This is a genomic window from Roseateles noduli (genome assembly GCF_050626985.1).
GTDB classification, from domain to species: Bacteria; Pseudomonadota; Gammaproteobacteria; order Burkholderiales; family Burkholderiaceae_C; genus Roseateles; species Roseateles noduli_A.
This window is the reverse complement of the sequence record NZ_CP192463.1, coordinates 3,162,179-3,188,477: the sequence shown is the minus strand read 5'-3', so window position 1 is coordinate 3,188,477 and position 26,299 is coordinate 3,162,179. Positions and strand designations below refer to the sequence as shown.

Annotated in this window: 18 protein-coding genes and 6 tRNA genes; 19 read left to right on the top strand and 5 right to left on the bottom strand. The window is 66.7% G+C overall.

The genetic code is table 11. The features are described from left to right. The first annotated feature begins 45 nt into the window (after nucleotides 1-45). Together ACQ4L4_RS13915 and pbpG are read left to right on the top strand one after the other, a co-directional pair. A complete protein-coding gene (locus ACQ4L4_RS13915; protein ID WP_431104754.1) occupies nucleotides 46-1,587 on the top strand; it encodes a 2-isopropylmalate synthase in 1,542 nt (513 codons plus the stop codon). A 184-nt stretch (nucleotides 1,588-1,771) separates the two neighbouring features. Then, entirely contained in the window at nucleotides 1,772-2,800 is a 1,029-nt protein-coding gene (gene pbpG / locus ACQ4L4_RS13910; RefSeq protein WP_431104939.1) for a D-alanyl-D-alanine endopeptidase, read from the top strand. Between the two features lie 129 nt (nucleotides 2,801-2,929). Here pbpG and ACQ4L4_RS13905 read toward each other — a convergent pair whose 3' ends face one another. The 4 genes from ACQ4L4_RS13905 to hpnC form a co-directional block, all read right to left on the bottom strand. Next, entirely contained in the window at nucleotides 2,930-3,697 is a 768-nt protein-coding gene (locus ACQ4L4_RS13905; RefSeq protein WP_088403548.1) for an IclR family transcriptional regulator, read from the bottom strand. A gap of 120 nt (nucleotides 3,698-3,817) precedes the next feature. Then, complete coding sequence (gene hpnE, locus ACQ4L4_RS13900; RefSeq protein ID WP_431104753.1) at nucleotides 3,818-5,101, bottom strand: hydroxysqualene dehydroxylase HpnE; 1,284 nt, start codon at nucleotides 5,099-5,101, stop codon at nucleotides 3,818-3,820. Between the two features lies 1 nt (nucleotide 5,102). Beyond that, nucleotides 5,103-5,999: a presqualene diphosphate synthase HpnD gene (hpnD, locus tag ACQ4L4_RS13895; RefSeq protein ID WP_431104752.1), complete on the bottom strand. Its 897-nt coding sequence runs from the start codon at nucleotides 5,997-5,999 to the stop codon at nucleotides 5,103-5,105. After that, nucleotides 5,996-6,868 (bottom strand): squalene synthase HpnC, encoded by an 873-nt coding sequence (gene hpnC / locus ACQ4L4_RS13890; protein WP_431104751.1) that lies wholly within the window; start codon nucleotides 6,866-6,868, stop codon nucleotides 5,996-5,998. Before hpnC ends, hpnD begins: the two co-directional genes overlap by 4 nt. Nucleotides 6,869-7,082: 214 nt before the next feature. Between hpnC and ACQ4L4_RS13885 the strand changes: the two genes are divergently transcribed. The 13 genes from ACQ4L4_RS13885 to ACQ4L4_RS13825 all read left to right on the top strand — a co-directional run bounded on the left by ACQ4L4_RS13885 (nucleotide 7,083) and on the right by ACQ4L4_RS13825 (nucleotide 20,231). After that, nucleotides 7,083-8,309: an efflux RND transporter periplasmic adaptor subunit gene (locus tag ACQ4L4_RS13885; RefSeq protein ID WP_431104750.1), complete on the top strand. Its 1,227-nt coding sequence runs from the start codon at nucleotides 7,083-7,085 to the stop codon at nucleotides 8,307-8,309. 16 nt (nucleotides 8,310-8,325) lie between these two features. After that, a complete protein-coding gene (locus ACQ4L4_RS13880) occupies nucleotides 8,326-11,466 on the top strand; it encodes an efflux RND transporter permease subunit (protein ID WP_431104749.1) in 3,141 nt (1,046 codons plus the stop codon). Between the two features lie 208 nt (nucleotides 11,467-11,674). Then, a tRNA-Leu gene (locus ACQ4L4_RS13875) sits at nucleotides 11,675-11,761 on the top strand. A 26-nt stretch (nucleotides 11,762-11,787) separates the two neighbouring features. Beyond that, the gene (gene tig, locus ACQ4L4_RS13870; RefSeq protein WP_431104748.1) at nucleotides 11,788-13,098 is read left to right on the top strand and encodes a trigger factor; all 1,311 of its coding nucleotides are present in this window, start codon (nucleotides 11,788-11,790) and stop codon (nucleotides 13,096-13,098) included. A 222-nt stretch (nucleotides 13,099-13,320) separates the two neighbouring features. Further along, nucleotides 13,321-13,926, top strand: coding sequence for an ATP-dependent Clp endopeptidase proteolytic subunit ClpP (clpP, locus tag ACQ4L4_RS13865; RefSeq protein ID WP_067275631.1), 606 nt, complete (start codon nucleotides 13,321-13,323; stop codon nucleotides 13,924-13,926). A gap of 301 nt (nucleotides 13,927-14,227) precedes the next feature. Beyond that, nucleotides 14,228-15,496, top strand: coding sequence for an ATP-dependent Clp protease ATP-binding subunit ClpX (gene clpX, locus ACQ4L4_RS13860; protein WP_067275628.1), 1,269 nt, complete (start codon nucleotides 14,228-14,230; stop codon nucleotides 15,494-15,496). A 131-nt stretch (nucleotides 15,497-15,627) separates the two neighbouring features. After that, entirely contained in the window at nucleotides 15,628-18,054 is a 2,427-nt protein-coding gene (gene lon, locus ACQ4L4_RS13855; protein ID WP_377152584.1) for an endopeptidase La, read from the top strand. 215 nt (nucleotides 18,055-18,269) lie between these two features. Beyond that, nucleotides 18,270-18,345 (top strand) — tRNA-Gly (locus ACQ4L4_RS13850). A gap of 89 nt (nucleotides 18,346-18,434) precedes the next feature. After that, nucleotides 18,435-18,508 (top strand) — tRNA-Cys (locus tag ACQ4L4_RS13845). 13 nt (nucleotides 18,509-18,521) lie between these two features. After that, nucleotides 18,522-18,597, top strand: a tRNA-Gly gene (locus tag ACQ4L4_RS13840). A 49-nt stretch (nucleotides 18,598-18,646) separates the two neighbouring features. Continuing rightward, nucleotides 18,647-18,722: transfer RNA gene (locus tag ACQ4L4_RS13835), tRNA-Gly, on the top strand. 100 nt (nucleotides 18,723-18,822) lie between these two features. Then, nucleotides 18,823-18,910: transfer RNA gene (locus ACQ4L4_RS13830), tRNA-Leu, on the top strand. 28 nt (nucleotides 18,911-18,938) lie between these two features. Then, the gene (locus ACQ4L4_RS13825) at nucleotides 18,939-20,231 is read left to right on the top strand and encodes an MFS transporter (RefSeq protein WP_377152586.1); all 1,293 of its coding nucleotides are present in this window, start codon (nucleotides 18,939-18,941) and stop codon (nucleotides 20,229-20,231) included. A gap of 36 nt (nucleotides 20,232-20,267) precedes the next feature. Here ACQ4L4_RS13825 and murI read toward each other — a convergent pair whose 3' ends face one another. Further along, nucleotides 20,268-21,113, bottom strand: coding sequence for a glutamate racemase (murI, locus tag ACQ4L4_RS13820; RefSeq protein ID WP_431104747.1), 846 nt, complete (start codon nucleotides 21,111-21,113; stop codon nucleotides 20,268-20,270). 285 nt (nucleotides 21,114-21,398) lie between these two features. On the opposite strand from murI, the gene ACQ4L4_RS13815 reads away from it, so the two are divergent. The 4 genes from ACQ4L4_RS13815 (at nucleotide 21,399) to ACQ4L4_RS13800 (ending at nucleotide 26,170) form a co-directional block, all read left to right on the top strand. Further along, on the top strand, nucleotides 21,399-22,154 hold the full coding sequence (locus tag ACQ4L4_RS13815) for an electron transfer flavoprotein subunit beta/FixA family protein (RefSeq protein ID WP_431104746.1): 756 nt from the start codon (nucleotides 21,399-21,401) through the stop codon (nucleotides 22,152-22,154). Between the two features lie 130 nt (nucleotides 22,155-22,284). Further along, nucleotides 22,285-23,214 (top strand): electron transfer flavoprotein subunit alpha/FixB family protein, encoded by a 930-nt coding sequence (locus tag ACQ4L4_RS13810; protein WP_431104745.1) that lies wholly within the window; start codon nucleotides 22,285-22,287, stop codon nucleotides 23,212-23,214. Nucleotides 23,215-23,316: 102 nt separating this feature from the next. Next, a complete protein-coding gene (locus ACQ4L4_RS13805) occupies nucleotides 23,317-25,110 on the top strand; it encodes an acyl-CoA dehydrogenase (protein ID WP_431104744.1) in 1,794 nt (597 codons plus the stop codon). Nucleotides 25,111-25,216: 106 nt separating this feature from the next. After that, nucleotides 25,217-26,170, top strand: coding sequence for an NAD(P)H-dependent flavin oxidoreductase (locus ACQ4L4_RS13800; RefSeq protein ID WP_431104743.1), 954 nt, complete (start codon nucleotides 25,217-25,219; stop codon nucleotides 26,168-26,170). Nucleotides 26,171-26,299: the final 129 nt, after the last annotated feature.

Sequence of the window (26,299 nt, the reverse complement as noted above, 5' to 3'; positions counted from 1 at the left end):
CGGGCCGCTCCGGCCCGCGGCCCGCCACCGCAAGGAAGCCCCGACATGTCCGACCACCTGATCATCTTCGACACCACGCTGCGCGACGGTGAGCAATCGCCCGGCGCGTCCATGACCAAGGACGAGAAGCTGCGTATCGCGCGGCAGCTGGAGCGGCTGAAGGTGGATGTGATCGAGGCCGGCTTCGCGGCGGCGAGCCAGGGCGATTTCGAGGCGGTGAAGGCGATCGCCGACGCGATCCGCGACAGCACGGTCTGCTCGCTGGCCCGCGCGAACGACCGCGACATCGCCCGCGCCGCCGAGGCGCTCAAGGGGGCGGCGCGCGCCCGCATCCACACCTTCATCGCGACCAGCGAGCTCCACATGGAGAAGAAGCTGCGCATGACCCGCGAGCAGGTGCTGGAGCAGGCGATCCAGGCCGTGCGCTTCGGCCGCAACCTGACCGACGACATCGAGTTCTCGCCGGAGGACGGCTACCGCTCCGATCCGGAATTCCTCGCCCGCGTCGTCGAGGCGGTGATCCGCGAGGGTGCTCGCACGATCAACATCCCCGATACGGTCGGCTACGCGATCCCGGAGCTTTACGGCCAGTTCATCAAGACGCTGCGCGAGCGCGTGCCGAACTCCGACCAGGCGATCTGGAGCGTCCACTGTCACAACGACCTGGGCATGGCGGTGGCGAACTCGCTGGCCGGCGTGAAGATCGGCGGAGCGCGCCAGGTGGAGTGCACCATCAACGGCCTGGGCGAGCGCGCCGGCAATTGCTCGCTGGAAGAGGTCGTGATGGCGGTGAAGACCCGTCGCGACTACTTCGGCCTGGACGTTCGGGTGGATCCGTCGCAGATCGTCCCGGCGTCGAGGCTGGTCTCGCAGACCACCGGTTTTGTGATCCAGCCGAACAAGGCGGTGGTCGGCGCCAATGCCTTCGCACATGCGTCGGGCATCCATCAGGACGGCGTGCTGAAGGCCCGCGATACCTACGAGATCATGCGCGCCGAGGACGTCGGCTGGAGCGCCAACAAGATCGTGTTGGGCAAGCTGTCCGGCCGCAATGCGTTCAAGCAGCGGTTGCAGGAACTGGGCGTGGTGCTGGAGTCGGAGGCCGAGATCAACGCCGCCTTCGTCCGGTTCAAGGACCTGGCCGACCGCAAGTCCGAGATCTTCGACGAGGACATCATCGCGCTGGTGATGGACGAGTCGGTCTCCCAACTCCAGGAACATTACCGGCTGGTGGCGCTGGCGCAGCGCTCCGAGACCGGTGAGCGGCCGCAGGCGCAGGTGGTCTTCGCCGAGGGCGAGATCGAACACCGCACCGAGAGCGACGGCAACGGCCCGGTGGACGCGGTGCTCAAGGCGATCGAGAGCAAGGTCCAAAGTGGGGCGGAAATGCTGCTGTATTCGGTCAGCGCAATCACCAGCGGCAGCACAGAATCGCAAGGCGAAGTCACGGTGCGCCTGCAACATGCGGGGCGCGTGGTGAACGGCGTGGGGGCAGATCCCGATATCGTGGTCGCCTCGGCCAAAGCATATTTGAGCGCTCTCAACAAATTGCAGAGCAAGATGGAGCGGGTCGCCGCCCAAGGTTGACAGGACAGCGCACGCGGAGCCCTTGGGCGCGTCGGATGGCACGGATTCAGGTACTTTAAGAGCCTGCGTTAAGTCATTGATCTTGCCGGTCTTTCAGCGATCCCCTACACTCGCGCCCACTGACCTGGGGACTGGATTGAAGACCATTGCGACATTGCTGTCTGGTGCCGCGCTCAGCGGCGTCATGTTGCTGACGGGCTTGACCGCCAGTCTCGCGCCGATCCAATCGGCGCAGGCGGCCACCTCGTCGTCCTCCAAAGCCAAGGTGAAGAGCGTGCGGCAGGCCAAGCCGGCCCCCCGCTCTCCACGCAAGGTGGCTGCCCGCGCGGCAGCCCCGATCCGGGAAGTCGTCCCGTCCAAACCGTCATTCGGGACGATGTACGGCCTGCACGACACCGAAGATCCCCTCGACCTGAAATCCAGCGTCGCCTACGTCGTCGACCAGGACACCAACGAGGTCCTGTTCTCGAAGAACCCGTCGGCGGTGCTGCCGATCGCGTCGATCACCAAGCTGATGACCGCGCTGCTGGTCGTCGAGGCGAACCAATCGCTCGACGACAAGATCGAGATCACCGACGAGGACAAGGACACCGAGAAGTTCACCGGCTCCCGCCTGACCGTCGGCACGACGCTGACGCGCGGTGAACTGCTCCATCTGGCGCTGATGTCCTCGGAGAACCGCGCGGCGCATGCGCTCGGACGCAGCTACCCGGGCGGCCTGGAGACCTTCGTCGCGGCGATGAACGCCAAGGCCCACATGCTGGGCATGATGGACACGCATTACGTCGAGCCGACCGGCCTGTCCAGCCGCAACCAGTCGAGCGCTGCCGATCTTGCCAAGCTGGTCAAGGTGGCGCATGCGTTCCCGTTGATCCGCGAGCTGTCGACCTCGTCCGAGTACACCGTCGCGCTGGGTCGCAAGCAGGTGCGTTTTGGCACGACGAACGGACTGGTCCGCAAGGGCGACTGGGACATCGGCCTGCAGAAGACCGGCTTCATCAACGAGGCTGGCCAATGCCTGGTGATGCAGGCCCAGCTCGCCGGCCGCAAGCTGATCATGGTGTTCCTGGATTCCGCCGGGAAGTACTCACGCATCGGCGACGCCGAGCGTGTGCGCAAGTGGCTGACGGGAGCCGCGTCGCCGCTGGCAGCCGTGGCAACGCCGGCCGCTGTCAGCGCGACGGCACTCACTCCGGTGCTCTCGGCCAAGTAGACAGCCGGTCTCGCAATGAAAGAAGCGGGCCTTGCGCCCGCTTCGTCATTTCCGACTCGACATTGCCTGCGCGTCGTGTCTGGTCCGCACTGTCAACGCCGGCTGCCGGGCTGGCCGAGCTCCGCCAACTCAGCCCCGGAAGCCGAGCGAGGCCGAGATCCGCGTCGCCGTCTCTTTCAGTCGGGGCAACCAGCCTTCCTCCAGCCGGTCCGCGGGTGCCGAAATCGACAGGCCGGCCACCAGCTTGCCCTGGTCGTCGTAGATGCCTGCGGCCATGCAGCGAACGCCGAGTTCGAGTTCTTCATCGTCGCGCGCGACGCCGCGCTGGCGTACCAGTGCCATTTCACGCTCTAGCAGGGTGATCTCGGTCAGGCTGTTGCGTGTATGGCCGGAGAGGCCGGTGCGCGTGGCATACGCGCGCACACGCTGGGGATCGTCGCTCGCCAGGAAGAGTTTGCCCACCGACGTCAGGTGGAGCGGCGCCCGGCCGCCCACCGCGCGCACGACTTGCATGCCGCTGCGTTCGGAATAGGTCCGCTCGATGTAGACGATCTCATCCCCCTGCCGCACCGACAGGTTGACGGGCTGGTGGGTCAGCTTGTGGAGTTCCCGCATCGGGCCGATCGCGGCTTCGCGGACGTCCAGCCGCGCCTTCACCAGGTTGCCCAGCTCCAGCAGTCGCATGCCCAGCCGGTAGCTGCCGGCTTCAGGCCGGTCCACGAAACGTCCCAAGGTCAGGTCGTTCAGGATGCGGTGCGCGGTCGACGGGTGCAGGCCCGTCGTCTCGCTGATCAACTTCAGCGACACGGGGTCCTGATGCTGGGCCAGAACGTCCAGCAGCGCGAAAGTGCGCTCGAGGACCTGGATGGCGGGGGTCTGCAACTCCTTGGACTTCATGGCGGACGATTGTGAAGGATTTCTCCCCGGTTTTGCATGGCGAAACCGAGAGGGGCATCCAGAGGGCGCAATCCGTCGTTTTTGCCCATCAGCGGTGCGCGGACCGGGCAGTGACGTGCGTCAGGACGAGGTGTCGCCGACGGATTGCCGCATTGCGGAACGCGCCGCGAACAGCCCGCTGCGCACGGCGCCTTCGAGTGTCGCGGGGTACGGCCCGGCCAGATAGTCGCCGGCAGCCCAGACCCCGGGAGCGATCGTTGGGTCGGGGCGGGTCAGGCCCGGTGTGCAGGCGAAGGTCGCTCGCTTCTCGCTGAGCACGCGAACGATCCGCGGTGGCGTCGCCCATCGGAAAAGTTCCCGGGCCTGCGTCAGTGCCGCGGCGCCGGTGGCATCCAAGCCTTGGGCGACCCACGGCGCGGCGCCGCTGACGACCAGGCTGAACAGCCCCGGTTGCTGACCGAGCTGGCCCAGATCAAAGGCGAACTGGGCAGGCTCTGTCGCCGATTCGCGCAGCGCGACCATCGGCGCCGGCAGCGCCGACCCCATGCTCTCCAGGTAGATGGTGACGATGGGTTGGAATTCGAACGCCCCGGCGGCTGCGCTCCAGTGCGGCGCCAGATCGCGAGTGAGCCGGGACGCCTCGACGGACGTGCAGGCCACGATGACCGCGTCGAAGGCGTCGCCGTCGACGGCCCAGCGGCGCCCCTCCGCGTCGAGTTGCTGGACCCGCTGCGTTCGGATCGCCACGCCGCGCGACTGCAGCCATGCGCGCGCGGGTGTCGGGAGCAGTGCGCCCAGTCCGCGCCGGGGCAGCAGCAGGTCCGCGCTCCCCGGGCCGCTGAACAGTGCGTCCTTGAGCACCCGCAGGAAGACCTGCGCGCTGGCCTGGCTGGACGGTGTGTTCAGCGCGGCGACGCACAGCGGATCGATCAGGTCGTCACGCACGGTCCGAGGGAGCCCGGCGCAGAGCTGGGCGACCGTCAGCGCCGGATCGCAGCGGAAGCCCCGCATCGTCCACAGGCTGCTTGTCAACAGGAAGCGCAGCCGGTCTCGCAGCGACCACGCCGCGCAGCCCATCACGCCGCGCAGGAAGGCGAGGGTGGGCGGCCCTGGCGGGAGCCAAAGTGTCTCGCGATCGGGATAACGCAGCCGCAGCGGCATGCGGAGCAGGTCGGCGTCCGGGTCTCCGCCGACGCGTCGCATCAGCGCGAGCGTGTCCGTGTAGGCGCCGATCAGGATGTGCTGCCCGTTGTCGAGCGCGGGCTCGATGCCTTCCAGGCTGCGCGCCCGCCCGCCGAGCGTGGGCGCCATCTCGAACAGCGTGACCGAGGCACCCAGCGAGACGGCTTCGACAGCCGCGGCGAGCCCCGCCCAGCCGCCGCCGATGACGGCCAAGCGCGTCACGTCAGCGCCCGCGCCAGTTCGTCTTCATCGCGATCCACAGCTTGCGCAGCGGCGTCAGCGCGATGCGCTGGTGCAGGACCTGGAAGTTCTCCGCCTCGATCTCGCGCAGCAGCGTGCGGTAGATGTTGGCCATCATGAGCCCGGGCTTCTGCGCCTTGCGGTCGGTGTCGGACAGCAGCGCCACCGCCTCGTCGTACAGCGCGTGCGCGCGGTCCGCCTGGAACTTCATCAGCGCCGTGAAACGATCGCTGTAGCCCCAGGGCGCGTCGCGCTTGAGGATCTCGTGCGCCTTCACGTCGAACTGCTGCAGCTCGCTCACCGGCAGGTAGATGCGACCCCGTCGCGCGTCATCGCCGACGTCGCGAATGATGTTGGTGAGCTGCATCGCCTGGCCCAGCTTGTGGGCGTAGGCGATGGTGCCGGGATCCGTGCGGCCGAAGATGCCCGATGCCACCTCGCCCACCACGCCCGCCACCAGGTGGCAATAGCGCTGCAGGCCGGGGTAGTCGAGGTAGCGCGTCTGCTCCAGGTCCATCTGGCAGCCGTCGATGACCGCGAGCAGGTGCTCGACGCGGATGTCGTAGTCCTTGACGTGCGGCATCAGCGCCTTCATCGCGGGATGCGACGGCTGGCCGTTGAAGGCGCTCATGGCTTCCTTGCGCCACCAGGCCAGCTTGGTCGCGGCGACGCCAGGATCGGACACCTCATCGACCACATCGTCGACCTCGCGGCAGAACGCGTAGAAGGCGGTGATCGCCGCGCGGCGCGGCGGCGGCAGGAAGAGGAACGCGTAATAGAAGCTCGAGCCGCTCGCGGCGGCCTTCTGCTGGACGTACTGCTCCGGCGTGGAGGCGCCGGCGGTCGTCGTGTCGGAGGTCTTGTCGGTCTTGGTGCTCATCGCGCCGTCCCTTCGCGGCGTGTGTTCGTACGGTCTGCCGGTATCGTCATCGCGCGCCACAGCAGGAGCGGCGCGTCGGATGCACCGATCGTCGGCCGTCGCAGCAAGGCGTCGAAACGGTTCGATGCCAGCTTGTCGAGGATGCGGAGGCCGCCTTGTACCACCAAGCGCAGCTCCCAGCCGGCCCGGCCCGGAATCCGGCGGGCCAGCGGCGCACCTTCGGCCATCAGGTCGCGGGCCCAATCACAGAGTTCTGCGATCAGCGCACGGGCGGCCGGGCTGTCGCGCAGCGACAGCAGGTCCTGTCCCTCGACGCCGTGACGCCGGCGGTCCTCCAGTGGCGCATAGATCCGGCCGCGCGGACCGTCGACGGTGAAGTCCTGCCAGAAGTTGATCAGTTGCAGCGCCGAGCAGATCGCATCGGAGCGCCGCAGCGACCCGACGTCGTCGATGCCGTACAGGTGCAGCAGCAGGCGCCCGACCGGGTTGGCCGAGCGGCGGCAGTAATCGAGCAGCTCGGCGCGGGTCGCGTAATCGGTTTTCACGAGGTCCTGCTCGAAGGCATCGAGGAGATCCTCCAGCAGCGGCACCGGCAGGCGGTACTGGATCAGGACGCGTCCCAGCGGCGCGAACACGCGTGCCGCCCAGCGAGGCGAGGGCGCTTTGCCGGCGGCGACGGCACGCAGGTCGGCGCGGTAGTCGGCCAGGTCGCGCAGACGCCGCGAGGGCATTGCATCGCCTTCATCGGCCAGATCGTCGGCCGTCCGGGCGAACCGGTAGATCGCCATGATCGCGGGACGCAAGGCCGGCGGGCTCAGCCAGGAAGCGACAGGAAAGTTTTCGTAGTGCTCTATGCTCACGGGCGGCATTCTCCGCTGAGCGGGCAATGTCGTTTGCGTCAACCTGACGTCCCGAACCACGCGCGGTTCGCCCTGGTCGTCAATCTCCGCAGACCACGAGCAGTACCCCGGTGAACCGTACGCCGTCGGTTTGACACGTTCGGACACGCTGAATACATTACTGACCAGTCAGTCAGTTACTCCGATGCCCGAAGTCGGGCGTCGTGGCTTTGTCGAGGTGTTCATGCCCCAACGGTCTCTTGTGTCCCTGCCCGCCGGAACGTCCGGCGCCGTGTCCGAATCCGCCTTCGCCGGATCCTGGGGGCGCGTCTCGAAGTGGTTGGCGGCTGCCGTCGCCCTGGCGGCCATGGCCGTGTTGGCGGCCTGCGGCAAGCAGGCCCCGCCGCCGGAGCCGGAACGCTATGTGCGCACGCTGGTGCTGACGCCGCAATCGGCCGGTCTCCAACGCGAGTTCGCGGCTGAAGTGCGGGCCCGGGTCGAATCCCGGCTGTCCTTCCGCGTCGCCGGCAAGATCCTCGAGCGCAAGGTGGACCTGGGATCGGTGGTCAAGCCCGGGCAGGTGCTGGCGCGGATCGACAGCTCGGACCTGGTGCTGGCGCAAGAAGCCGCCAAGTCCAACGTGCTGGCGGCGCGCGTCAACCGCGACCAGCTGGGCGCGGACTACAAGCGCTACATCGACCTCCACAAGCAGGGCTTCATCAGTGCCGCCGAACTGGATCGCCGCGACGCCGCCTTCAAGGCCGCGCAGGCGCAGTTCGAATCGGCCCGTGCCCAGTCCGACGTGCAGCGCAACCAGGCGCAGTACTCGAGCCTGATCGCCGATGCGGCCGGTGTCGTCACCGGCGTCGACGCGGAGCCCGGCATGGTCGTGGCCGCCGGCACGCCGGTCGTGCGCGTGGCCAACGACGGGCCGCGGGACATCGTGTTCTCCGTCTCCGAAGACCAGGTCGCGCTGGTGCGCGCCGCCGCGGCGCGTCCGGACGGCCTGAAGGTCCGCCTCTGGACCGATACCAAGGCCGACGCGCAGCCGATCAAGCTGCGTGAACTGGCTGCCGCCGCCGATCCGGTGACGCGGACCTTCCTGGTGAAGGCCGAGCTGAACAGCCAGAACGTGCACCTCGGTCAGACCGCGACGGTCGTGCTGACCGGCGCGCCGTCGGACAACGCGATCAAGCTTCCGCTGAGCGCCGTGATGGAAGTGCAGGGCAAGAGTTCCGTGCTGCTGCTCGACCCGAAGACCATGGCGGTGCGCCCGCAGGCGGTGACCGTCGTCGGCGCCGAAGGCAACGAGCTGGTCGTGCAGGGCCTGTCGCCCGGCATGGAGGTCGTGACCGCCGGCGGCCATGTGCTGACGCCGGGGCAGAAGGTCAAGCGCTTCGTCCCGCCGGGTACGCCGATCGAGGGCGCGGCACCCGCGCCCGCGCCCGCCTCGGCGACCGCCTCGCGCTGATTCTCGGGAGCCCTGAATGAGCAACCCGAGCCGCGCCGGTTTCAATCTCTCGCGCTGGGCGCTGGAGCATGCCCCGCTGACGCGCTACCTGATGGTGGTGCTGATGGTGCTGGGCTTCGCCGCCTACTTCCAGTTGGGCCAGGACGAAGACCCACCGTTCACTTTCCGCGCGATGGTCGTGCAGGCCTACTGGCCCGGCGCGACGCCTCAGCAGATGGCCGAACAGGTCACCGACAAGATCGAACGCACCCTGCAGGAGGTGCCGCATGCCGACAAGATCCGCAGCTACACCAAGCCGGGGGAGTCCCTCACCATCTTCCAGGTGAAGGACAACACCGCGCCGACCGAGGTGCCGCAGCTCTGGTACACGGTCCGCAAGAAGATCGGCGACCTGCGGGCCACGCTGCCGCAGGGCGTGCTGGGACCGTTCTTCAACGATGAATTCGGCGACGTCTACGGCTCGATCTTCGCGCTGTCGTCCGACGGCGGTTTCTCGATCGAGGAACTGCGCCAGCAGGCCGAGGCGGTCCGCTCCGAACTGCTGCGCGTGCAGGACGTGGCCAAGGTGGATCTGTTCGGTGTCCAGGCGGAGAAGCTGTTCATCGAGATCTCGCAGAAGCGGCTGGCCGAACTGGGCCTGGACTTCAACCAGGTGGTGTCGCAGCTCAACGCGCAGAACGCGGTCGAGAGCGCCGGCACGATGAACGCCGGCAGTGCCAACGTGCAGATCCGCATCGAGGGCCAGCTCAACTCGGTCCAGGCGCTGAGCGAATTCCCGATTCGCGGCACCAATGCGCAGACCGGCGTGGCCAGCAGCATCCGCCTGGGCGACATCGCCAAGGTCCGCCGCGGCTACGTCGATCCGGCGACGACGATGGTCCGCTTCAACGGCAAGCAGGTCGTCGCGCTGGGTGTGTCGATGGGCAAAGGCGGCGACATCATCGCGCTGGGCAAGGCGCTGCAGGCCAGCGTCAAGCGGCTCCAGCAGCAACTGCCCGCCGGCATCACGCTGCAACAGATCCAGGACCAGCCGAGCGCCGTGAAGAGCTCCGTGGGCGAGTTCGTGCACGTGCTGATCGAGGCCGTCATCGTCGTGCTGGGGGTGAGCTTCATCGCGCTGGGCCTGCACACCAAGCCGCTGCGCATCGACGTGTGGCCGGGTCTGGTCGTGGGCATCACGATCCCGCTGGTGCTGGCGATCACCTTCGTGGTGATGCTCTACGCCGGCGTGGGACTGCACAAGATCTCGCTGGGGTCGCTGATCATCGCGCTCGGCCTGCTCGTCGACGACGCCATCATTGCCGTCGAGATGATGGTGCGCAAGCTCGAGGAGGGCTACGACAAGATGCACGCGGCGACGTACGCCTACGACGCCACCGCCAAGCCGATGCTGACCGGCACGCTGATCACCGCGGTCGGCTTCCTGCCGATCGGCCTGGCGAAGTCCACCGTCGGCGAGTACACCTACGCCATCTTCGCGGTGACCGCGGCGGCGCTGGTGATCTCGTGGATCGTGTCGGTGTACTTCGTGCCGTACCTCGGCGCGCTGCTGCTGAAGACCCGCGCCGGCCACGAGGGCGAGGCGCACGAGGTCTTCGATACCCCGTTCTACAACCGCTTCCGTCGCTGGGTCGCGTGGTGCGTGTTCAACCGCTGGAAGACCATCGGCCTGACGATCCTGGTGTTCGTGCTCGGCCTGGCCGGCATGGGCAAGGTGCAGCAGCAGTTCTTCCCGGACTCGAGCCGGCCGGAGATCCTCGTCGACCTGTGGCTGCCCGAAGGCGCCACCATCGAGGAGAGCAACGTCATCGCCAAGCGCTTCGAGGCCCGCATGGCCAAGGAGCCGCTGGTGGGCAGCATCGCGACCTGGGTCGGTTCGGGTGTGCCGCGCTTCTACCTGCCGCTGGACCAGATCCTGCCCAACACCAACGTCAGCCAGGCCATCATCCTGCCGAAGTCGCTGGCCGACCGCGAGACCTTGCGCCACAAGCTGCCGCAGATCCTGGCCCAGGAGTTCTCCGAGGTGCGCGGCCGCGTGAAACTGCTGCCCAACGGGCCGCCGGTGCCGTACCCGGTGCAGTTCCGCATCGCCGGCGACGATCCCGCGCAACTGCGGGTCTACGCCGATCGCGCCAAGGAGCAGATGCGCGCCAATCCGAACATGGTCGGCGTCAACGACAACTGGAACGAGGCCATCAAGGTCCTGCGCCTGCAGGTCGACCAGGACAAGGCGCGCGCGCTGGGTGTGACCAGCCAGAGCATCGCGCAGGCGGCGCGCATCCTCGTGACGGGCACGACCGTGGCGCAGTACCGCGAGGCCGACCGGCTGATCGACATCGTCCTGCGCCAGCCGGTGCAGGAGCGCGACACGCTGTCCGAACTCGCCAACGCCTACGTGCCGACGGCCTCCGGCCGCTCGGTGCCGCTGACGCAGGTCGCCAAGCCCCAGTTCACCTGGGAGCCCGGCGTGATGCACCGCGAGAGCCGCCAGTTCGCGATCACCGTGCAAGGCGATGTCATCGAGGGCCTGCAGGGCGCGACCGTGACGAACCAGCTCTGGCCCGCGCTCGACGCGATGCAGAAGGAGATGCCGCCGGGCTACTCGATCTCGATCGCCGGCGCGGTCGAGGAGAGCAGCAAGGGCACCGGTTCGATCGCGGCCGGCGTGCCGATCATGCTGTTCATCACCTTCACGCTGCTGATGCTGCAGCTGCACAGCTTCTCGCGCGCCATGCTGGCCTTCCTGACCGGCTTCCTCGGCATCGCCGGCGTGTCCGCGGCGCTGCTGATCCTGAACCGGCCGTTCGGCTTCGTCGCGCTGCTGGGCGTCATCGCGCTGATGGGCATGATCCAGCGGAACTCGGTCATCCTGATCGACCAGATCGAGCAGGACCGCAGCCGCGGCGTGCCGCCGGCGCAGGCGATCGTCGAGTCCGCCGTGCGTCGTCTGCGCCCGATCGCCCTGACTGCGGCCGCCGCCGTGCTGGCGATGGTGCCGTTGTCTCGCAGCGTGTTCTGGGGCCCGATGGCGGTGGCGATCATGGGCGGCCTGATCGTGGCCACCGTGCTGACGCTGCTGGCGCTGCCGGCGATGTACGCGGCCTGGTTCCGCGTCGAGCGGGACAAGGACGCCGGCATCGCGCCGTCCACGCATTGATCGCGCACTGACCCCGCGCCGACCTCGCAGGGGTTTCCCCCGCCCGGGACGGGCGGGGGTGCGTCGGAAAGCATCGATTCCTTGATTACAATCGCCGGTTTTCCGGATCGCGGAGGGCGGGCCCTGGGCTCTTCCTTCGCTTCATGAATTACCAAGGGGCCGTCGCGCAGGACTGTGCGCAGCGATCGCGACGACCTCAGTTCACCCGGCGCGGGTGGCGAAATTGGTAGACGCACCAGGTTTAGGTCCTGACGCCTTCACGGGCGTGCCGGTTCGAGTCCGGCCCCGCGCACCACACTCTCAACTGATTCCGAGTCCACTATGGCTGTCACCGTCGAAACTCTCGAAAAGCTCGAACGCCGCATCACGCTCACGCTGGCGGCCACTGACATCAACTCCGAAGTCGAGTCGCGCCTGAAGAAGCTGGCCCGCACGGTCAAGGCCGACGGTTTCCGTCCCGGCAAGGTGCCGATGTCGTTCGTGGCGCAGCGCTACGGCGCGCAGGTCCAGTACGAAGTCGTCAACGACAAGCTGGGCGAGGCCTTCAGCGCCGCCGCCAACGAGGCCAAGCTGCGCGTCGCCGGCATGCCCAGCATCGCCCAGAAGGACGAAGCGGCCGAAGGCCAGCTGGCCTTCGACGCGACCTTCGAGGTCTACCCGGAAGTGAAGATCGCCGATCTGGCCGAGGCCGAGATCGAGCGCGTCGCCGCCGACGTGACCGATGAAGCCATCGACAAGACCGTCGAGATCCTGCGCAAGCAGCGCCGTTCGTTCGCCCAGCGGGGTGCCGCGGACGTGGCCGCCGATGGCGACCGCATCACCATCGACTTCGAAGGCAAGATCGACGGCGAACCCTTCGCCGGCGGCAAGGCCGAAGCGTTCCAGTTCCTGCTGGGCGAAGGCCAGATGCTCGAGGCTTTCGAGAAGGCCGTGCGCGGCATGAAGGCCGGCGAATCGAAGACCTTCCCGCTCGCGTTCCCGGCCGACTATCACGGCAAGGACGTCGCCGGCAAGGAAGCCGACTTCCTGGTCACGGTCAAGAAGATCGAGGCCCAGCACCTGCCCGAAGTGAACGAATCGTTCGCCAAGGCCCTGGGCATCAAGGAAGGCACGGTCGAGGCCCTGCGCGCCGACATCAAGAAGAACCTCGAGCGCGAAGTGAAGTTCCGCGTGCTGGCCAAGAACAAGGGCGCCGCGATGGACGCGCTGGTCGGCAAGGCTGAGCTGGACGTGCCCAAGTCGCTGATCGCCGGCGAAGCTGAGCGCATGGTCGCCAACGCCCGCGAAGACCTGAAGAAGCGCGGCATCAAGGACGCCGACAAGGCCCCGATCCCCGCCGAGCTGTTCAACGATCAAGCCGAGAAGCGCGTGCGCCTGGGCCTCGTCGTGGCCGAACTGGTCCGTTCGCAGAACCTGCAGGCCAAGCCCGAGCAGCTGCAGGCCCACATCGAAGAGATCTCGCAGAGCTACGAGAAGCCGGCGGAAGTCGTGCGCTGGTACCTGTCGGACCGCGAGCGCATGGCCGAGGTCGAAGCCGTCGTGATCGAGAACAACGTCACCGACTTCATCCTGGGCAAGGCCAAGATCACCGACAAGCAGCTGCCGTTCGACGAGCTGATGGCCACGGCCTGATCCGCGGACACGCTGCTTTGGCGCGGGCTTTTTCGGCGTTGCTCTTGATTCGCCGCAAACTCATCGCCAAGTAAGGCGCCAGGCCGAAAGGCCGGCGCCTTTTTCTTTCCCCGGCGCTACCGTCGGGTGGGGCCCCTCCCGGGAGGGAACCCTCGCACGGTCAGGGGATGGAGCGCACGACATAATGGTTTGTCGTGATCTCGAACCACATCAGAGGATTTCATGAGCGCGCTTGAAACCAGCAACCTGGGCATGGTGCCCATCGTCATCGAACAGTCGGGCCGCGGCGAGCGCGCCTACGACATCTACAGCCGCCTGCTGCGCGAGCGCATCGTCTTCCTGGTCGGCCCGGTGAACGATGCCGTCGCCAACCTGGTGGTGGCGCAGCTGCTGTTCCTGGAGAGCGAGAACCCCGAGAAGGAGATCTCGCTGTACATCAACTCGCCGGGCGGCAGCGTCTCGGCCGGGATGTCGATCTACGACACGATGCAGTTCATCAAGCCGTCGGTCTCGACGCTGTGCATGGGCATGGCCGCGTCGATGGGCGCGTTCCTGCTGGCCGCGGGCGAGAAGGGCAAGCGCTTTGCGCTGCCGAACTCCAAGATCATGATCCACCAGCCGCTGGGCGGCGCCCAGGGTCAGGCCACCGACATCGAGATCCACGCCCGTGAGATCCTCAAGACCCGCGAGCAGTTGAACCGCATCCTGGCCGAACGCACCGGGCAGAGCCTGGAAAAGATCCAGGCGGACACCGAGCGCGACTACTTCATGTCGGCCGCCGAGTCGGCGACCTACGGCCTGATCGACAAGGTCATCGAGAAGCGCTGATCGCGGATCGGGGACCGGTTCACTTCCGGCTTTTAGCGGCGTCCCTGAGGGGCGCCGCTTGTCTTCCCCCGCCCTCCGCTGCCGCTTCCGAGCAGGAGATTTCTCAAGATCGGGAAGTCTTCTGACTGGTGCGGAGCGAACCGCCGGCTCCGCTTGTCAACTGACCGCCCGTTGACCGCACCAACTGACCACTCTTAGGGGCTTTTATCCCCCCAAGGGTGGTGCCGGCAATTGAACTATCATCAATGCAGGCACTTGCCTGTATTCCCCGCAGCCCTTCAGCAGCCCCAGCAGCACTCCCATGGCCGAGAAAAAAGGCAACTCCAGCGAAAAAGTCTTGTATTGCTCCTTCTGCGGCAAGAGCCAGCATGAGGTCAAGAAGCTGATCGCGGGCCCGTCGGTGTTCATCTGCGACGAGTGCATCGAGCTGTGCAACGACATCATCCGCGACGAGGTCCCCGCCGAGGCGGCGACCGGCGGACGTGCCAGCAAGTCGGACCTGCCCGTCCCCAGCGAGATCAAGACGACGCTCGACCAGTACGTGATCGGCCAGGACGTGGCCAAGCGCACCCTGTCCGTCGCGGTCTACAACCATTACAAGCGGCTGCGCCACGCGGCTGACACCAAGGACGGCGTCGAGCTGTCCAAGAGCAACATCCTGCTGATCGGACCGACCGGTTCGGGCAAGACGCTGCTGGCGCAGACACTGGCTCGCGTCCTGAACGTCCCGTTCGTGATCGCCGATGCGACGACGCTGACCGAAGCCGGCTATGTCGGCGAGGACGTCGAGAACATCATCCAGAAGCTGCTCCAGAACTGCAATTACGACGTCGAGCGCGCGCAGCGCGGCATCGTCTACATCGACGAGATCGACAAGATCAGCCGCAAGGCGGACAACCCCTCCATCACGCGCGACGTGTCGGGCGAGGGCGTCCAGCAGGCGCTGCTGAAGCTGGTCGAAGGCACGATGGCCTCGGTCCCCCCTCAGGGTGGCCGCAAGCACCCGAACCAGGACTTTCTGCAGATCGACACGACCAACATCCTGTTCATCTGCGGCGGCGCCTTCGACGGCCTGGAGAAGCTCATCCAGAACCGCTCCGAACGTTCGGGCATCGGCTTCAGCGCCGACGTCAAGAGCAAGAGCGACAAGAAGGTCGGCGAGCTGTTCCGCGAAGTCGAACCGGGCGACCTGATCAAGTTCGGACTGATCCCGGAACTGGTCGGCCGTCTGCCCGTGATCGCCACGCTCGGGGAACTGACCGAGGACGCGCTGGTGCAGATCCTGACCGAGCCGCGCAACGCGCTGGTCAAGCAATACCAGCAGCTGTTCTCGATGGACGGCGTGGAACTGGAAGTGCGTCCGTCGGCGCTGAGCGCGGTCGCGCGAAAGGCGCTGGCCCGCAAGACCGGGGCCCGTGGCCTGCGCTCGATCGTCGAGCATGCGCTGATCGACACCATGTTCGAGTTGCCTTCGCTCGAGAGCGTCGCCAAGGTCGTGCTGGACGAACACAACATCGACGAGGACACCAAGCCGTTGCTGGTCTATCGCGAAACCAAGGCCAGCGCCTGAGGTCGCGAAGACACCCCCGGGCGATTCGCTTGCCATCACTTCACGTGGAAAGCAATTGCTCAAAGGCTATTGAACGGCACCTTGTAATTGGTAGCTCGGGCCCTAGATGGGCTTGAGAAAGAGAGGTTTTCATGTCCGGTCATCCGATCCTCCCCGCGGAACCCATCACGCTGCCGCTGCTCCCGCTGCGCGACGTGGTCGTGTTCCCGCACATGGTGATCCCGCTCTTCGTGGGTCGTCCCAAGTCCATCAAGGCCTTGGAAGCGGCGATGGAAGCAGGGCGCCAGATCATGCTGGTCGCGCAGAAGGCGGCCGGCAAGGACGAACCCAAGCCCGACGACATGTTCGAGATGGGTTGCGTCTCCAGCATCCTGCAGATGCTGAAGCTGCCCGACGGCACGGTGAAGGTGCTGGTCGAAGGCCTGCAACGCGCGACGACGAGCAAGATCGAAGACGGTGAAGAGCACTTCACCGCCGAGGTCGTGCCCATTCCGCCGGAAGCCGATGATCAGCCCGAGGTCGAAGCCCTGCGCCGCGCCGTGACGCAGCAGTTCGACCAGTACGTCAAGCTGAACAAGAAGATCCCGCCGGAGATCCTGACGTCCATCGCCGGCATCGACGATGCCGGCCGCCTGGCCGACACGATCGCCGCGCACCTGCCGCTCAAGCTCGATGCGAAGCAGTCGGTGCTGGACCTGTCCGAAGTGGGCAAGCGTCTGGAGAAGCTGCTGGACCTGCTCGAGCATGAGGTCGATATCCTGCAGGTGGAAAAGCGCATCCGTGGCCGCGTCAAGCGCCAGATGGAGAAGTCCCAGCGCGAGTACTACCTGAACGAGCAGGTCAAGGCCATCCAGAAGGAACTGGGCGACGGCGAAGAAGGCGCCGACATGGAGGAGCTGGAGAAGAAGATCCAGGCTGCTCGCATGCCGAAGGAAGCGCGCAAGAAGGCCGAGTCCGAGCTCAAGAAGCTCAAGCTGATGTCGCCGATGTCCGCGGAAGCGACCGTCGTGCGCAACTACATCGACACGCTGGTCAACCTGCCGTGGGCGAAGAAGACCAAGATCAAGCACGACCTGGCCAATGCCGAGGCGGTGCTCAACGAGGACCACTACGGCCTCGACAAGGTCAAGGAACGCATCCTCGAGTACCTCGCGGTGCAACAGCGCGTCGACAAGGTGAAGGCGCCGATCCTGTGCCTGGTCGGACCTCCGGGCGTGGGCAAGACCTCGCTGGGGCAGTCGGTGGCGCGCGCCACGGGCCGCAAGTTCGTCCGCATGGCGCTGGGCGGCGTGCGTGACGAGGCCGAGATTCGCGGTCATCGCCGCACCTACATCGGCTCGATGCCGGGTAAGGTGCTGCAGAGCCTGAGCAAGGTCGGCACGCGCAATCCGCTGTTCCTGCTCGACGAGATCGACAAGCTGGGCATGGACTTCCGCGGCGATCCGTCGTCGGCGCTGCTGGAGGTGCTGGACCCCGAGCAGAACCACACCTTCGCCGACCATTACATCGAGGTCGACTACGACCTGAGCGATGTGATGTTCGTGGCGACGTCGAACTCGCTGAACATCCCGCCGGCGCTGCTGGACCGGATGGAAGTGATCCGTCTGTCGGGTTACACCGAGGACGAGAAGGTCAACATCGCCCAGCGCTACCTGCTGCCGAAGCAACGCGGCAACAACGGCGTGAAGGATGAGGAACTCGAGGTCACCGAAGACGCGATCCGCGGCGTGATCCGCTACTACACGCGGGAAGCCGGCGTGCGGTCGCTGGAGCGCGAAATCTCCAAGATCTGCCGCAAGGTCGTCAAGGGTCTTCAGCTGAAGGCCTACGACAGCAAGGTGGTCGTCAACGAGGACAACCTCAACGAATTCCTGGGCGTTCGCAAGTACGACTTCGGCCGTGCGGAGAAGAAGAACCAGGTCGGCCAGGTGGTCGGTCTGGCGTGGACCGAAGTGGGCGGCGATCTGCTGACCATCGAAGCCACCGCGATGCCGGGCAAGGGCAACATCATCCGCACCGGCTCGCTGGGCGACGTGATGAAGGAATCGGTCGAGGCGGCGCGCACGGTGGTGCGTTCGCGGGCTCGCCGGCTGGGCATCAAGGATGAGCTCTTCGAGAAGCGCGACATCCACGTGCACGTGCCGGACGGCGCGACGCCCAAGGATGGTCCGAGCGCGGGCATTGCGATGACGACGGCCTTCGTGTCGGCGCTGACCGGGATTCCGGTGCGGGCCGATGTGGCGATGACCGGCGAGATCACGCTTCGCGGCGAGGTCACGGCGATCGGCGGCTTGAAGGAAAAGCTGCTGGCGGCGCATCGCGGCGGCATCAAGACGGTCATGATTCCGGAAGAGAACGTCAAGGATCTGCAGGACATTCCGGAGAACGTGAAGAACCAGCTCGAGATCGTGCCGGTCCGCTGGATTGATCGCGTGCTGGAAGTGGCCCTCGAGACCTATCCGCAGGCCTTGCCTGAGGAAGAGGTCGCTGCGACGGCGACGCCGGCCGAGAAGGTGGCGGACCCGAAGCCTGACGCGGGCGACTCCCTGAAGCACTGAGCCCGGGCTCGACACGACAATGGCGCCTTCGGGCGCCATTTTTCTTTGGGCTTGGCATCGGCACTTGGGCGATCTTCATAAAGAAGTCGCCGAACTCTTGCGAGAGCGTCAAAAACCGTTCTATACTCTCGGCTTCAGCGCAAACGGTGCAGCGACGACAAAGCAATTCGCAAGAATTGCACGGCAGTTGAAGCAGGCAGTGTGTTGAAGACCCTGCGGGAATAGCTCAGTTGGTAGAGCGCAACCTTGCCAAGGTTGAGGTCGCGAGTTCGAGCCTCGTTTCCCGCTCCAGGTTCAAAAAATGGAAGCCCAGGCTTCCATTTTTTATCGAAGTCGGACAACCAAATCCGGCTTCTACAGAATCCCGTCCAGGGTTCTGGGGCGCGATAGCAAAGCGGTTATGCCCCGGATTGCAAATCCGGTCAGTCCGGTTCGACTCCGGATCGCGCCTCCAAAGAATGGACATTGCGGGAATAGCTCAGTTGGTAGAGCGCAACCTTGCCAAGGTTGAGGTCGCGAGTTCGAGCCTCGTTTCCCGCTCCAACGACACCAAAGGTCGGTGGGGTGATTGAACACTCCGCTGTCCTGCGATGCGGGAATAGCTCAGTTGGTAGAGCGCAACCTTGCCAAGGTTGAGGTCGCGAGTTCGAGCCTCGTTTCCCGCTCCAAATCCTACAAAGGGAAGCCAGTTTGGCTTCCCTTTTTTCTTTGTCGGTCGCCGTGATAATGCGCGCTCACTCCGACATGGAATCGATGCGGAGTCGTCGCGCCTCGATGGTGAAATTGGTAGACACAGCGGACTTAAAATCCGCCGCCCTCAACCGGCGTACGGGTTCGAGTCCCGTTCGAGGCACCACGCGATCGGCTTCCAGAGACTGCAGCACATGGGCATGTTTGTGCAGGAACTGTTGAACCCGGGCGTTCGCAAGCGCGAAGTCTTCGGCTGGTCGATGTACGACTTCGCCAATTCGGGCTACACGACCGTCGTCCTGACGGCCGTCTACAACGCGTACTTCGTCGGCGTCATCGCCAAGGGCCAGCCGTCGGCGACGCTGCTCTGGACCGTGCTGATCGCCGTCTCCAGTTTCCTCGTGATGGTGACGATGCCGGGGCTGGGCGCCTGGGCCGATGCCCATGGGGCGAAAAAGAAACTGCTGGGGCTCTGCACGATCGGCTGCGTGTTGTCGACCGCCGCGCTCGCGGTATTCGGCGCGGACCAGCTGTGGTGGGCGGCCACGGCGGTTGTGCTCTCCAACGTGTTCTTCTCCTACGGCGAATCGCTGATCGCGGCGTTCCTCCCGGAGCTGGCGCGGCGCGATGCGCTCGGGCGCGTGTCCGGCTGGGGCTGGGCTTTCGGTTACCTCGGCGGGATGCTCGCGCTCGGCCTGTGCCTGGGCTACGTGCTGAGCGCCCAGGCGCGCGGAGACACAGCCGACCATTTCGTCCCGGTCACGATGCTGATCACCGCCGGGCTGTATCTGCTCGCCGCGCTGCCCACCTTCCTGCTGCTGCGCGAGCGCGCCGATCCCTGCGCCACGCGTCGGGCCGCTCGCATGGGGTCAGGTCTTTCCCAGCTGTGGACGTCCTGGCAGCGTGCACGTGCCTATCCGGACTTTCTGCGACTGCTGGCCTGCGGCACGAGCTACCAGGCGGGGATCGCCGTCGTCATCGCGCTCGCCGCTGTCTATGCGGAGCAGGCGCTCGGTTTCACACAGGCGCAGACGATGACCTTGGTGTTCCTCGTGAACATCGCCTCCGCGGTCGGTGCCTTCCTGTTCGGCTATTACGAGGACCGCATCGGCCACCAGCCCGCGCTCGCGGTGACGCTGGTGGGTTGGATGGTCATGACGCTGCTGGCCTTCCTGGCGACGAGCGCCTGGTTGTTCTGGATCGCCGCGGTGATCGCGGGCCTGTGCATGGGTTCCAGCCAGTCCTGCGGCCGTGCGCTTGCCGGTGCCCTCGCGCCGCACGACCGCCTGGCCGAGTTCTTCGGCTTGTGGACCTTCGCCACCCGCCTCGCCGCGATCATCGGTCCGCTGACCTACGGCGCCGTCACGGTGTTGACGGCAGGCAATCACCGTCTCGCGATCCTCGCGACCGGCGTCTTCTTCGTTCTCGGCTACTGGTTGCTGAGACGCGTCGACATGACGCGCGGACTGGCGCGGGCGCTGATCTGAACCTGATCTGAGGCCGGTCAGCTCGCTGGCCGTCGCTCAGGCCGCGATGCGCGTGGCCGTCACGTCGCGCCAGCCGAGGGCCTCGCGCGCCAGGTGCTGCAGCGGCGCGGGATCGCCGGTGCTTTCGAGCACGATCGCCGCGGGGCCCGACGCGGCGAAACCGAGTCCCTCCCACACGCGCCTCGCCTGACGCGCGACGGCGTCCTCGATGTTGAGCAACTGAACGCCGTCGCCCAACGCCGCCTGGATGCGTGCCTGCACCAGCGGGTAGTGGGTGCAGCCGAGCAGCACCGTATCGACGCCGCCCTGCCGCAGCGGCTCGCAGAAGCGCTCGATCAGGTCGCCGAGCTCGGCGCTGCGCAGATCGCCTTGCTCGATCAGCGTGACCAGGCCGGGGCAGGGCTGGCTGATCAACTCGACATCACTGGCATGTGCCGCGACGAGCTGCTCGAAACGCCGGCTCGCGATCGTCGCCGTCGTCGCCATCACGCCGATGCGGCCGTTGCGCGTCGCGGCCACGGCCGGCTTCACGCCGGGCTCGATGCCCACGACCGGCCAGTCCGGCCAGCGCTCGCGCATGGCCTGCACCGCATGCGCCGTCGCCGTGTTGCACGCCACCACCGCCATCCGGGCGCCGACCTCGCGCAGGCGTTCGGCCACGCGCACGCTGCGCTCGACGATGTACTCGCTGCTGCGGTCTCCATAAGGGGCGTGAGCGGTATCGGCGACGTAGTGCAACGGCACATCGGGCAACTGCTCGCGCAGCGCCTTCAGCACGGTCAGACCGCCGACGCCCGAATCGAAGACCCCGATGCAGGGGACGCGCGCGTCGGTGTCAAGGGAACTCGCGGGAGCGATCGATGGAGAGGAGGGAGGAGGCACGGAACTCGCGGTCGTGATCGTTGGGGGCGGTGGTGCTGGCGTATCGGGAGCGCAGTCTAGAGGAATCCCTCATTCCTGCCGTGAACCGCTTGGCAGCCGCGAAGCAATGGCTAGAATAGAACGATCGTTCGTTTTATTTTCGAGCCAGCGCCGAGGAGACGCTCGCGGTTTTCCGGGATGCCCGGGACGGGAGCAGGGGCGCATGACGGCTGGGAGACACGGGAGCGCCCCGGGGCTCCCATAGAATCTGATTAACGTTAACGTCAATCCGCTTGGAGTGCTTCGATGAAGGTATTGGTCCCCGTCAAACGAGTCGTCGATTACAACGTCAAGGTGCGCGTCAAGAGTGACGGAACCGGCGTGGACATCGCCAACGTGAAGATGTCCATGAACCCGTTCGACGAGATCGCCGTCGAAGAAGCCGTCCGCCTGAAGGAGAAGGGCGTGGTCACGGAAGTGATCGCCGTCTCCTGCGGCGTCACGCAGTGCCAGGAAACGCTGCGCACCGCGATGGCCATCGGCGCCGATCGCGCGATCCTGGTCGAGACCCCCGCCGACCTCGAGCTGCAGCCGCTGGCCGTGGCCAAGCTGCTGAAGGCGCTGGTCGACAAGGAACAGCCGCAGCTGGTGATCCTGGGCAAGCAGGCCATCGACGACGATTGCAACCAGACCGGGCAGATGCTGGCCGCGCTGACCGGCCTGCCTCAAGGCACGTTCGCGTCGAAGGTGGAAGTCGCCGACGGCAAGGTCAACGTCACGCGTGAAGTCGACGGCGGCCTGGAGACGGTCAGCCTGACGCTGCCCGCGGTCGTGACGACCGACCTGCGCCTGAACGAGCCGCGCTACGTGACGCTGCCCAACATCATGAAGGCGAAGAAGAAGCAGCTCGACGTGGTCAAGCCTGCCGACCTGGGCGTGGACGTGTCGCCGCGCATCAAGACGCTGTCGGTCGCCGAGCCGCCCAAGCGCAGCGCCGGCATCAAGGTGCCGGACGTGGCCACGCTGGTCGCGAAGCTGAAGACCGAGGCCAAGGTGATTTGACCCACCCCCTACGCGCTTCGCGCGCCCCCTCAAGGGGGCGAGCCCGACGGCCCGGCAGAGCCGGTTCCGTGGGCTCCGCTGGGTAAGACATCAAAGCGTCGGCAGACCGACGCCTCTGGAGAGAACAAACATGACCATCCTCGTCATCGCTGAACACGACAACGCTTCGCTGAAGGGTGCCACGCACCACGTCGTCACCGCCGCCGCCGCCATCGGTGGCGACGTGCACGTGCTGGTCGTCGGCTCGAATGCCGGCGCCGCCGCGCAGGCCGCTGCGAAGATCTCGGGCGTCGCCAAGGTCCTGCACGCCGACGGCGCGCAGTTCGCCGACGGCCTGGCCGAGAACGTCGCCGCCCAGGTGATCGCCATCGCCAAGGACTACTCGCACCTGCTGTTCCCGGCCACCGCCTCGGGCAAGAACGTCGCGCCGCGCGTCGCCGCGCTGCTGGACGTCGGCCAGATCAGCGACATCACCAAGGTCGTCAGCCCCGACACCTTTGAGCGTCCGATCTATGCCGGCAACGCGATCGCGACCGTGCAGTCGACGGACGCCGTCAAGGTGATCACCGTGCGCACGACCGGTTTCGACTCCGCGGCCGAAGGCGGCAGCGCCGCCGTGGAATCGCTGTCCGGCGTGACCGACAGCGGCAAGAGCAGCTTCGTCGGCCGCGAGGTCACGAAGAGTGATCGTCCTGAACTGACCGCCGCGAAGATCATCGTGTCGGGCGGCCGCGCGCTGGGCAGCAGCGACAAGTTCAATGAAGTGCTGACCCCGCTGGCCGACAAGCTGAACGCCGCGCTGGGCGCCTCGCGCGCCGCGGTGGACGCGGGCTACGCGCCCAACGACTGGCAGGTCGGCCAGACCGGCAAGATCGTCGCGCCGCAGCTGTACATCGCCGCCGGCATCTCCGGCGCGATCCAGCATCTGGCCGGCATGAAGGACTCCAAGGTGATCGTCGCGATCAACAAGGATCCGGAAGCGCCGATCTTCTCGGTGGCCGACTACGGCCTCGAAGCCGACCTGTTCACCGCGGTGCCTGAACTGGTCAAGGCGCTGTAAATCGGACGCTGACGAACCGCGACGGCGAAGACCGTCGCCGACAAGACCAAGGGCGCCCGCCGACGACGCGCGGCGCCCTTTTTTCATCCGGAGACAACCCCCATGACCTACCGCGCCCCGATCAAGGACATGCTGTTCGACATGCAGGCCCTGGCCGGCCTGCAGACGCTCGCCGAGCAGATCCCCGCGTTCGCCGACCACGGCCTGGACACCGCGCAGGCGGTGCTCGAGGAATCGGCCAGGCTGAACGAGGACGTGATCGCGCCGCTGAACGTCGAAGGCGACAAGAACCCGTCGTACTGGAAGAACGGCGAGGTCTTCGCGACGCCGGGCTTCAAGGCGGCGTTCAAGCAGTACGTCGAGGGCGGCTGGCAGGGGCTGCAGCATCCGGAGGCCTATGGGGGTCAGGCCTTGCCCAAGACGATCGGCGCGGCCTGCGGCGAGATCGTGCAGGCCGCCAACGTCAGCTTCGCGCTGTGCCCGCTGCTGACCGACGGCGCGATCGAGGCGCTGCTGGTGGCGGGCTCGGAGGAGCAGAAGCAGACCTTCATCCCGAAGCTGATCTCCGGCGAGTGGACCGGCACGATGAACCTGACCGAGCCGCAGGCCGGCTCGGACCTGGCGATGGTGCGCACCCGCGCCGAGCCGCAGGGCGACGGCACCTACAAGGTCTTCGGCACGAAGATCTTCATCACCTGGGGCGAGCACGACATGGCGGACAACATCGTCCACCTGGTGCTCGCGCGCGTGCCGGGCGCGCCGGAAGGCGTGAAGGGCATCAGCCTGTTCCTGGTGCCGAAGTTCCTGGTGAACGCCGACGGCTCGCTGGGCGCGCGCAACGACGCGCACTGCGTGTCGATCGAACACAAGCTCGGCATCAAGGCGAGCCCGACGGCCGTCCTTCAGTTCGGCGATCACGGCGGCGCGATCGGCACCTTGATCGGTGAAGAGAACCGCGGCCTCGAGTACATGTTCATCATGATGAACGCGGCCCGCTTCGGCGTCGGCGTGCAAGGCATCGCGGTGGCCGATCGCGCGTACCAGAAGGCGGTCGAATACGCGAAGGACCGCGTGCAGTCGCGCCCGGTCGACGGTTCCGCATCCGGTCCGGCCGCGATCATCCACCACCCCGACGTGCGTCGCATGCTGATGACGCAGCGCGCGCTGGTCGAAGGCTGCCGCGCGATGGCGATCGACGCCGCCGCGGCCTACGACATGGCGCATCACCACGAGGATGCCGAGACCCGCAAGCAGGCGCAGGCCTTCTACGAGTTCATGGTGCCGCTGGTGAAGGGCTACAGCACGGAGATGAGCCTGGAGGTCACCTCGCTGGGCGTGCAGGTGCACGGCGGCATGGGCTTCATCGAGGAGACCGGCGCGGCGCAGTACTACCGCGACGCGCGCATCCTGCCGATCTATGAGGGCACGACGGCGATCCAGGCCAACGACCTGGTCGGCCGCAAGACGGTGCGCGACGGCGGCGCGTTCGCGCGCAGCGTGGCGGCGCAGGTCGAGGAGACCGAAGGCGCACTGGCCGCGAACGGCAGCGCGGACGCGCAGGCGGTGCGCACGCAACTGGCGGCGGCCCGCGCGGCCTTCGTCGAGGTCGTCGACTTCATCGCGGCCAACGGCAAGGCCAAACCGAATGCGGCCTTCGCCGGCTCGGTGCCTTACCTGATGGTGGGCGGCAACCTGATGGCGGGCTGGCAGCTGGCGCGCTCGCTGCTCGCCGCGCAGGAGCTGAAGGCGACCGGCCAGGACGTCGCCTTCATGGACGCCAAGATCGCCACCGCGCGCTTCTACGCCGAGCACATCCTGCCCCGCTGCGCCGCGCAGCGCGACGCGATCGTGAACGGCGCGGACAGCGTGATGGCGCTGCCCGTCGACGCGTTCTGACGCCTGATGTGTTGACTGCAACGTCCCCTGCGCGACGCGTGATGGCGAGCGCGGGGGTCACCATGGACGGCATCGATCCGTCGACTTGACCCGAGGAGATTCCGAGGTGGCACTTCCCCCGCTGTTCAGCAAGCTGCGTCTGCCGGTGATCGGCTCGCCGCTGTTCATCATCAGCAACCCCAAGCTGGTGATCGCGCAATGCAAGGCCGGCATCGTCGGCTCGATGCCGTCGCTCAACGCCCGCCCGGCCGAGCTGCTCGACGACTGGCTCGCCGAGATCACCGAGACGCTGGCCGCGCATGACCGCGCGCATCCGGAGTCGCCGGCCGCGCCGTTCGCGATCAACCAGATCGTGCACAAGAGCAACGACCGGCTCGAGCACGACATGGCCCTGTGCGCCAAGTACAAGGTGCCCATCGTGATCACGTCGCTGGGCGCGCGCGAGGACGTCAACGCCGCGGTGCACGGCTGGGGCGGCATCGTGCTGCACGACATCATCAACAACAAGTTCGCGAAGAAGGCGATCGAGAAGGGCGCCGACGGCCTGATCGCCGTGGCGGCCGGCGCCGGCGGCCATGCCGGGGTGAAGAGCCCGTTCGCGCTGATCCAGGAGATCCGCGAGTGGTTCGACGGCCCGCTGGCGCTGTCGGGCTCGATGGCCAGCGGCGACGCGATCCTCGCGGCGCAGGCGATGGGCGCGGACCTCGCGTACATCGGCTCGGCCTTCATCGCGACCGACGAAGCGCGCGCCTCGGACGACTACAAGCAGATGATCGTCGAGAGCAACAGCGACGACATCGTCTACAGCAACCTGTTTACCGGCGTGCACGGCAACTACCTGAAGGGCTCGATCGTGAAGGCCGGGCTCGATCCGGAGAACCTGCCCGAGAGCGACCCGACGAAGATGAACTTCGGCGGCACGGGCGCGAAGGCCTGGAAGGATGTCTGGGGCAGCGGCCAGGGCATCGGCGCGATCCGCGAGGTGCTGCCGGCCGGCGAGCTGGTGGCACGCTTCGATCGCGAGTACCAGGCGGCGCGTCGACGTCTGGCGCTGGCCTGACAGCGCGCGACACGCTTCCCGCAGCTCACGCCCCGCCTTGCGGGGCGTTTCCATTTCTGCCGCGTCTCCCACCGGGCGTCCCAGTGTCCGGTGGCCCCCGTCGACCCTGGTCCCGTTGCTTCCATCCAC

What these genes read in the sequence shown, in the direction of transcription:
- ACQ4L4_RS13915 (WP_431104754.1), top strand. Translation starts at nt 46, where the DNA reads ATGTCCGACCACCTGATCATCTTCGACACCACGCTGCGCGACGGTGAG.
- pbpG (WP_431104939.1), top strand. Translation starts at nt 1,772, where the DNA reads ATGTTGCTGACGGGCTTGACCGCCAGTCTCGCGCCGATCCAATCGGCG.
- ACQ4L4_RS13905 (WP_088403548.1), bottom strand. Translation starts at nt 3,697, where the DNA reads ATGAAGTCCAAGGAGTTGCAGACCCCCGCCATCCAGGTCCTCGAGCGC.
- hpnD (WP_431104752.1), bottom strand. Translation starts at nt 5,999, where the DNA reads ATGAGCACCAAGACCGACAAGACCTCCGACACGACGACCGCCGGCGCC.
- hpnC (WP_431104751.1), bottom strand. Translation starts at nt 6,868, where the DNA reads ATGCCGCCCGTGAGCATAGAGCACTACGAAAACTTTCCTGTCGCTTCC.
- ACQ4L4_RS13885 (WP_431104750.1), top strand. Translation starts at nt 7,083, where the DNA reads ATGCCCCAACGGTCTCTTGTGTCCCTGCCCGCCGGAACGTCCGGCGCC.
- ACQ4L4_RS13880 (WP_431104749.1), top strand. Translation starts at nt 8,326, where the DNA reads ATGAGCAACCCGAGCCGCGCCGGTTTCAATCTCTCGCGCTGGGCGCTG.
- tig (WP_431104748.1), top strand. Translation starts at nt 11,788, where the DNA reads ATGGCTGTCACCGTCGAAACTCTCGAAAAGCTCGAACGCCGCATCACG.
- clpP (WP_067275631.1), top strand. Translation starts at nt 13,321, where the DNA reads ATGAGCGCGCTTGAAACCAGCAACCTGGGCATGGTGCCCATCGTCATC.
- clpX (WP_067275628.1), top strand. Translation starts at nt 14,228, where the DNA reads ATGGCCGAGAAAAAAGGCAACTCCAGCGAAAAAGTCTTGTATTGCTCC.
- lon (WP_377152584.1), top strand. Translation starts at nt 15,628, where the DNA reads ATGTCCGGTCATCCGATCCTCCCCGCGGAACCCATCACGCTGCCGCTG.
- ACQ4L4_RS13825 (WP_377152586.1), top strand. Translation starts at nt 18,939, where the DNA reads ATGGGCATGTTTGTGCAGGAACTGTTGAACCCGGGCGTTCGCAAGCGC.
- ACQ4L4_RS13815 (WP_431104746.1), top strand. Translation starts at nt 21,399, where the DNA reads ATGAAGGTATTGGTCCCCGTCAAACGAGTCGTCGATTACAACGTCAAG.
- ACQ4L4_RS13810 (WP_431104745.1), top strand. Translation starts at nt 22,285, where the DNA reads ATGACCATCCTCGTCATCGCTGAACACGACAACGCTTCGCTGAAGGGT.
- ACQ4L4_RS13805 (WP_431104744.1), top strand. Translation starts at nt 23,317, where the DNA reads ATGACCTACCGCGCCCCGATCAAGGACATGCTGTTCGACATGCAGGCC.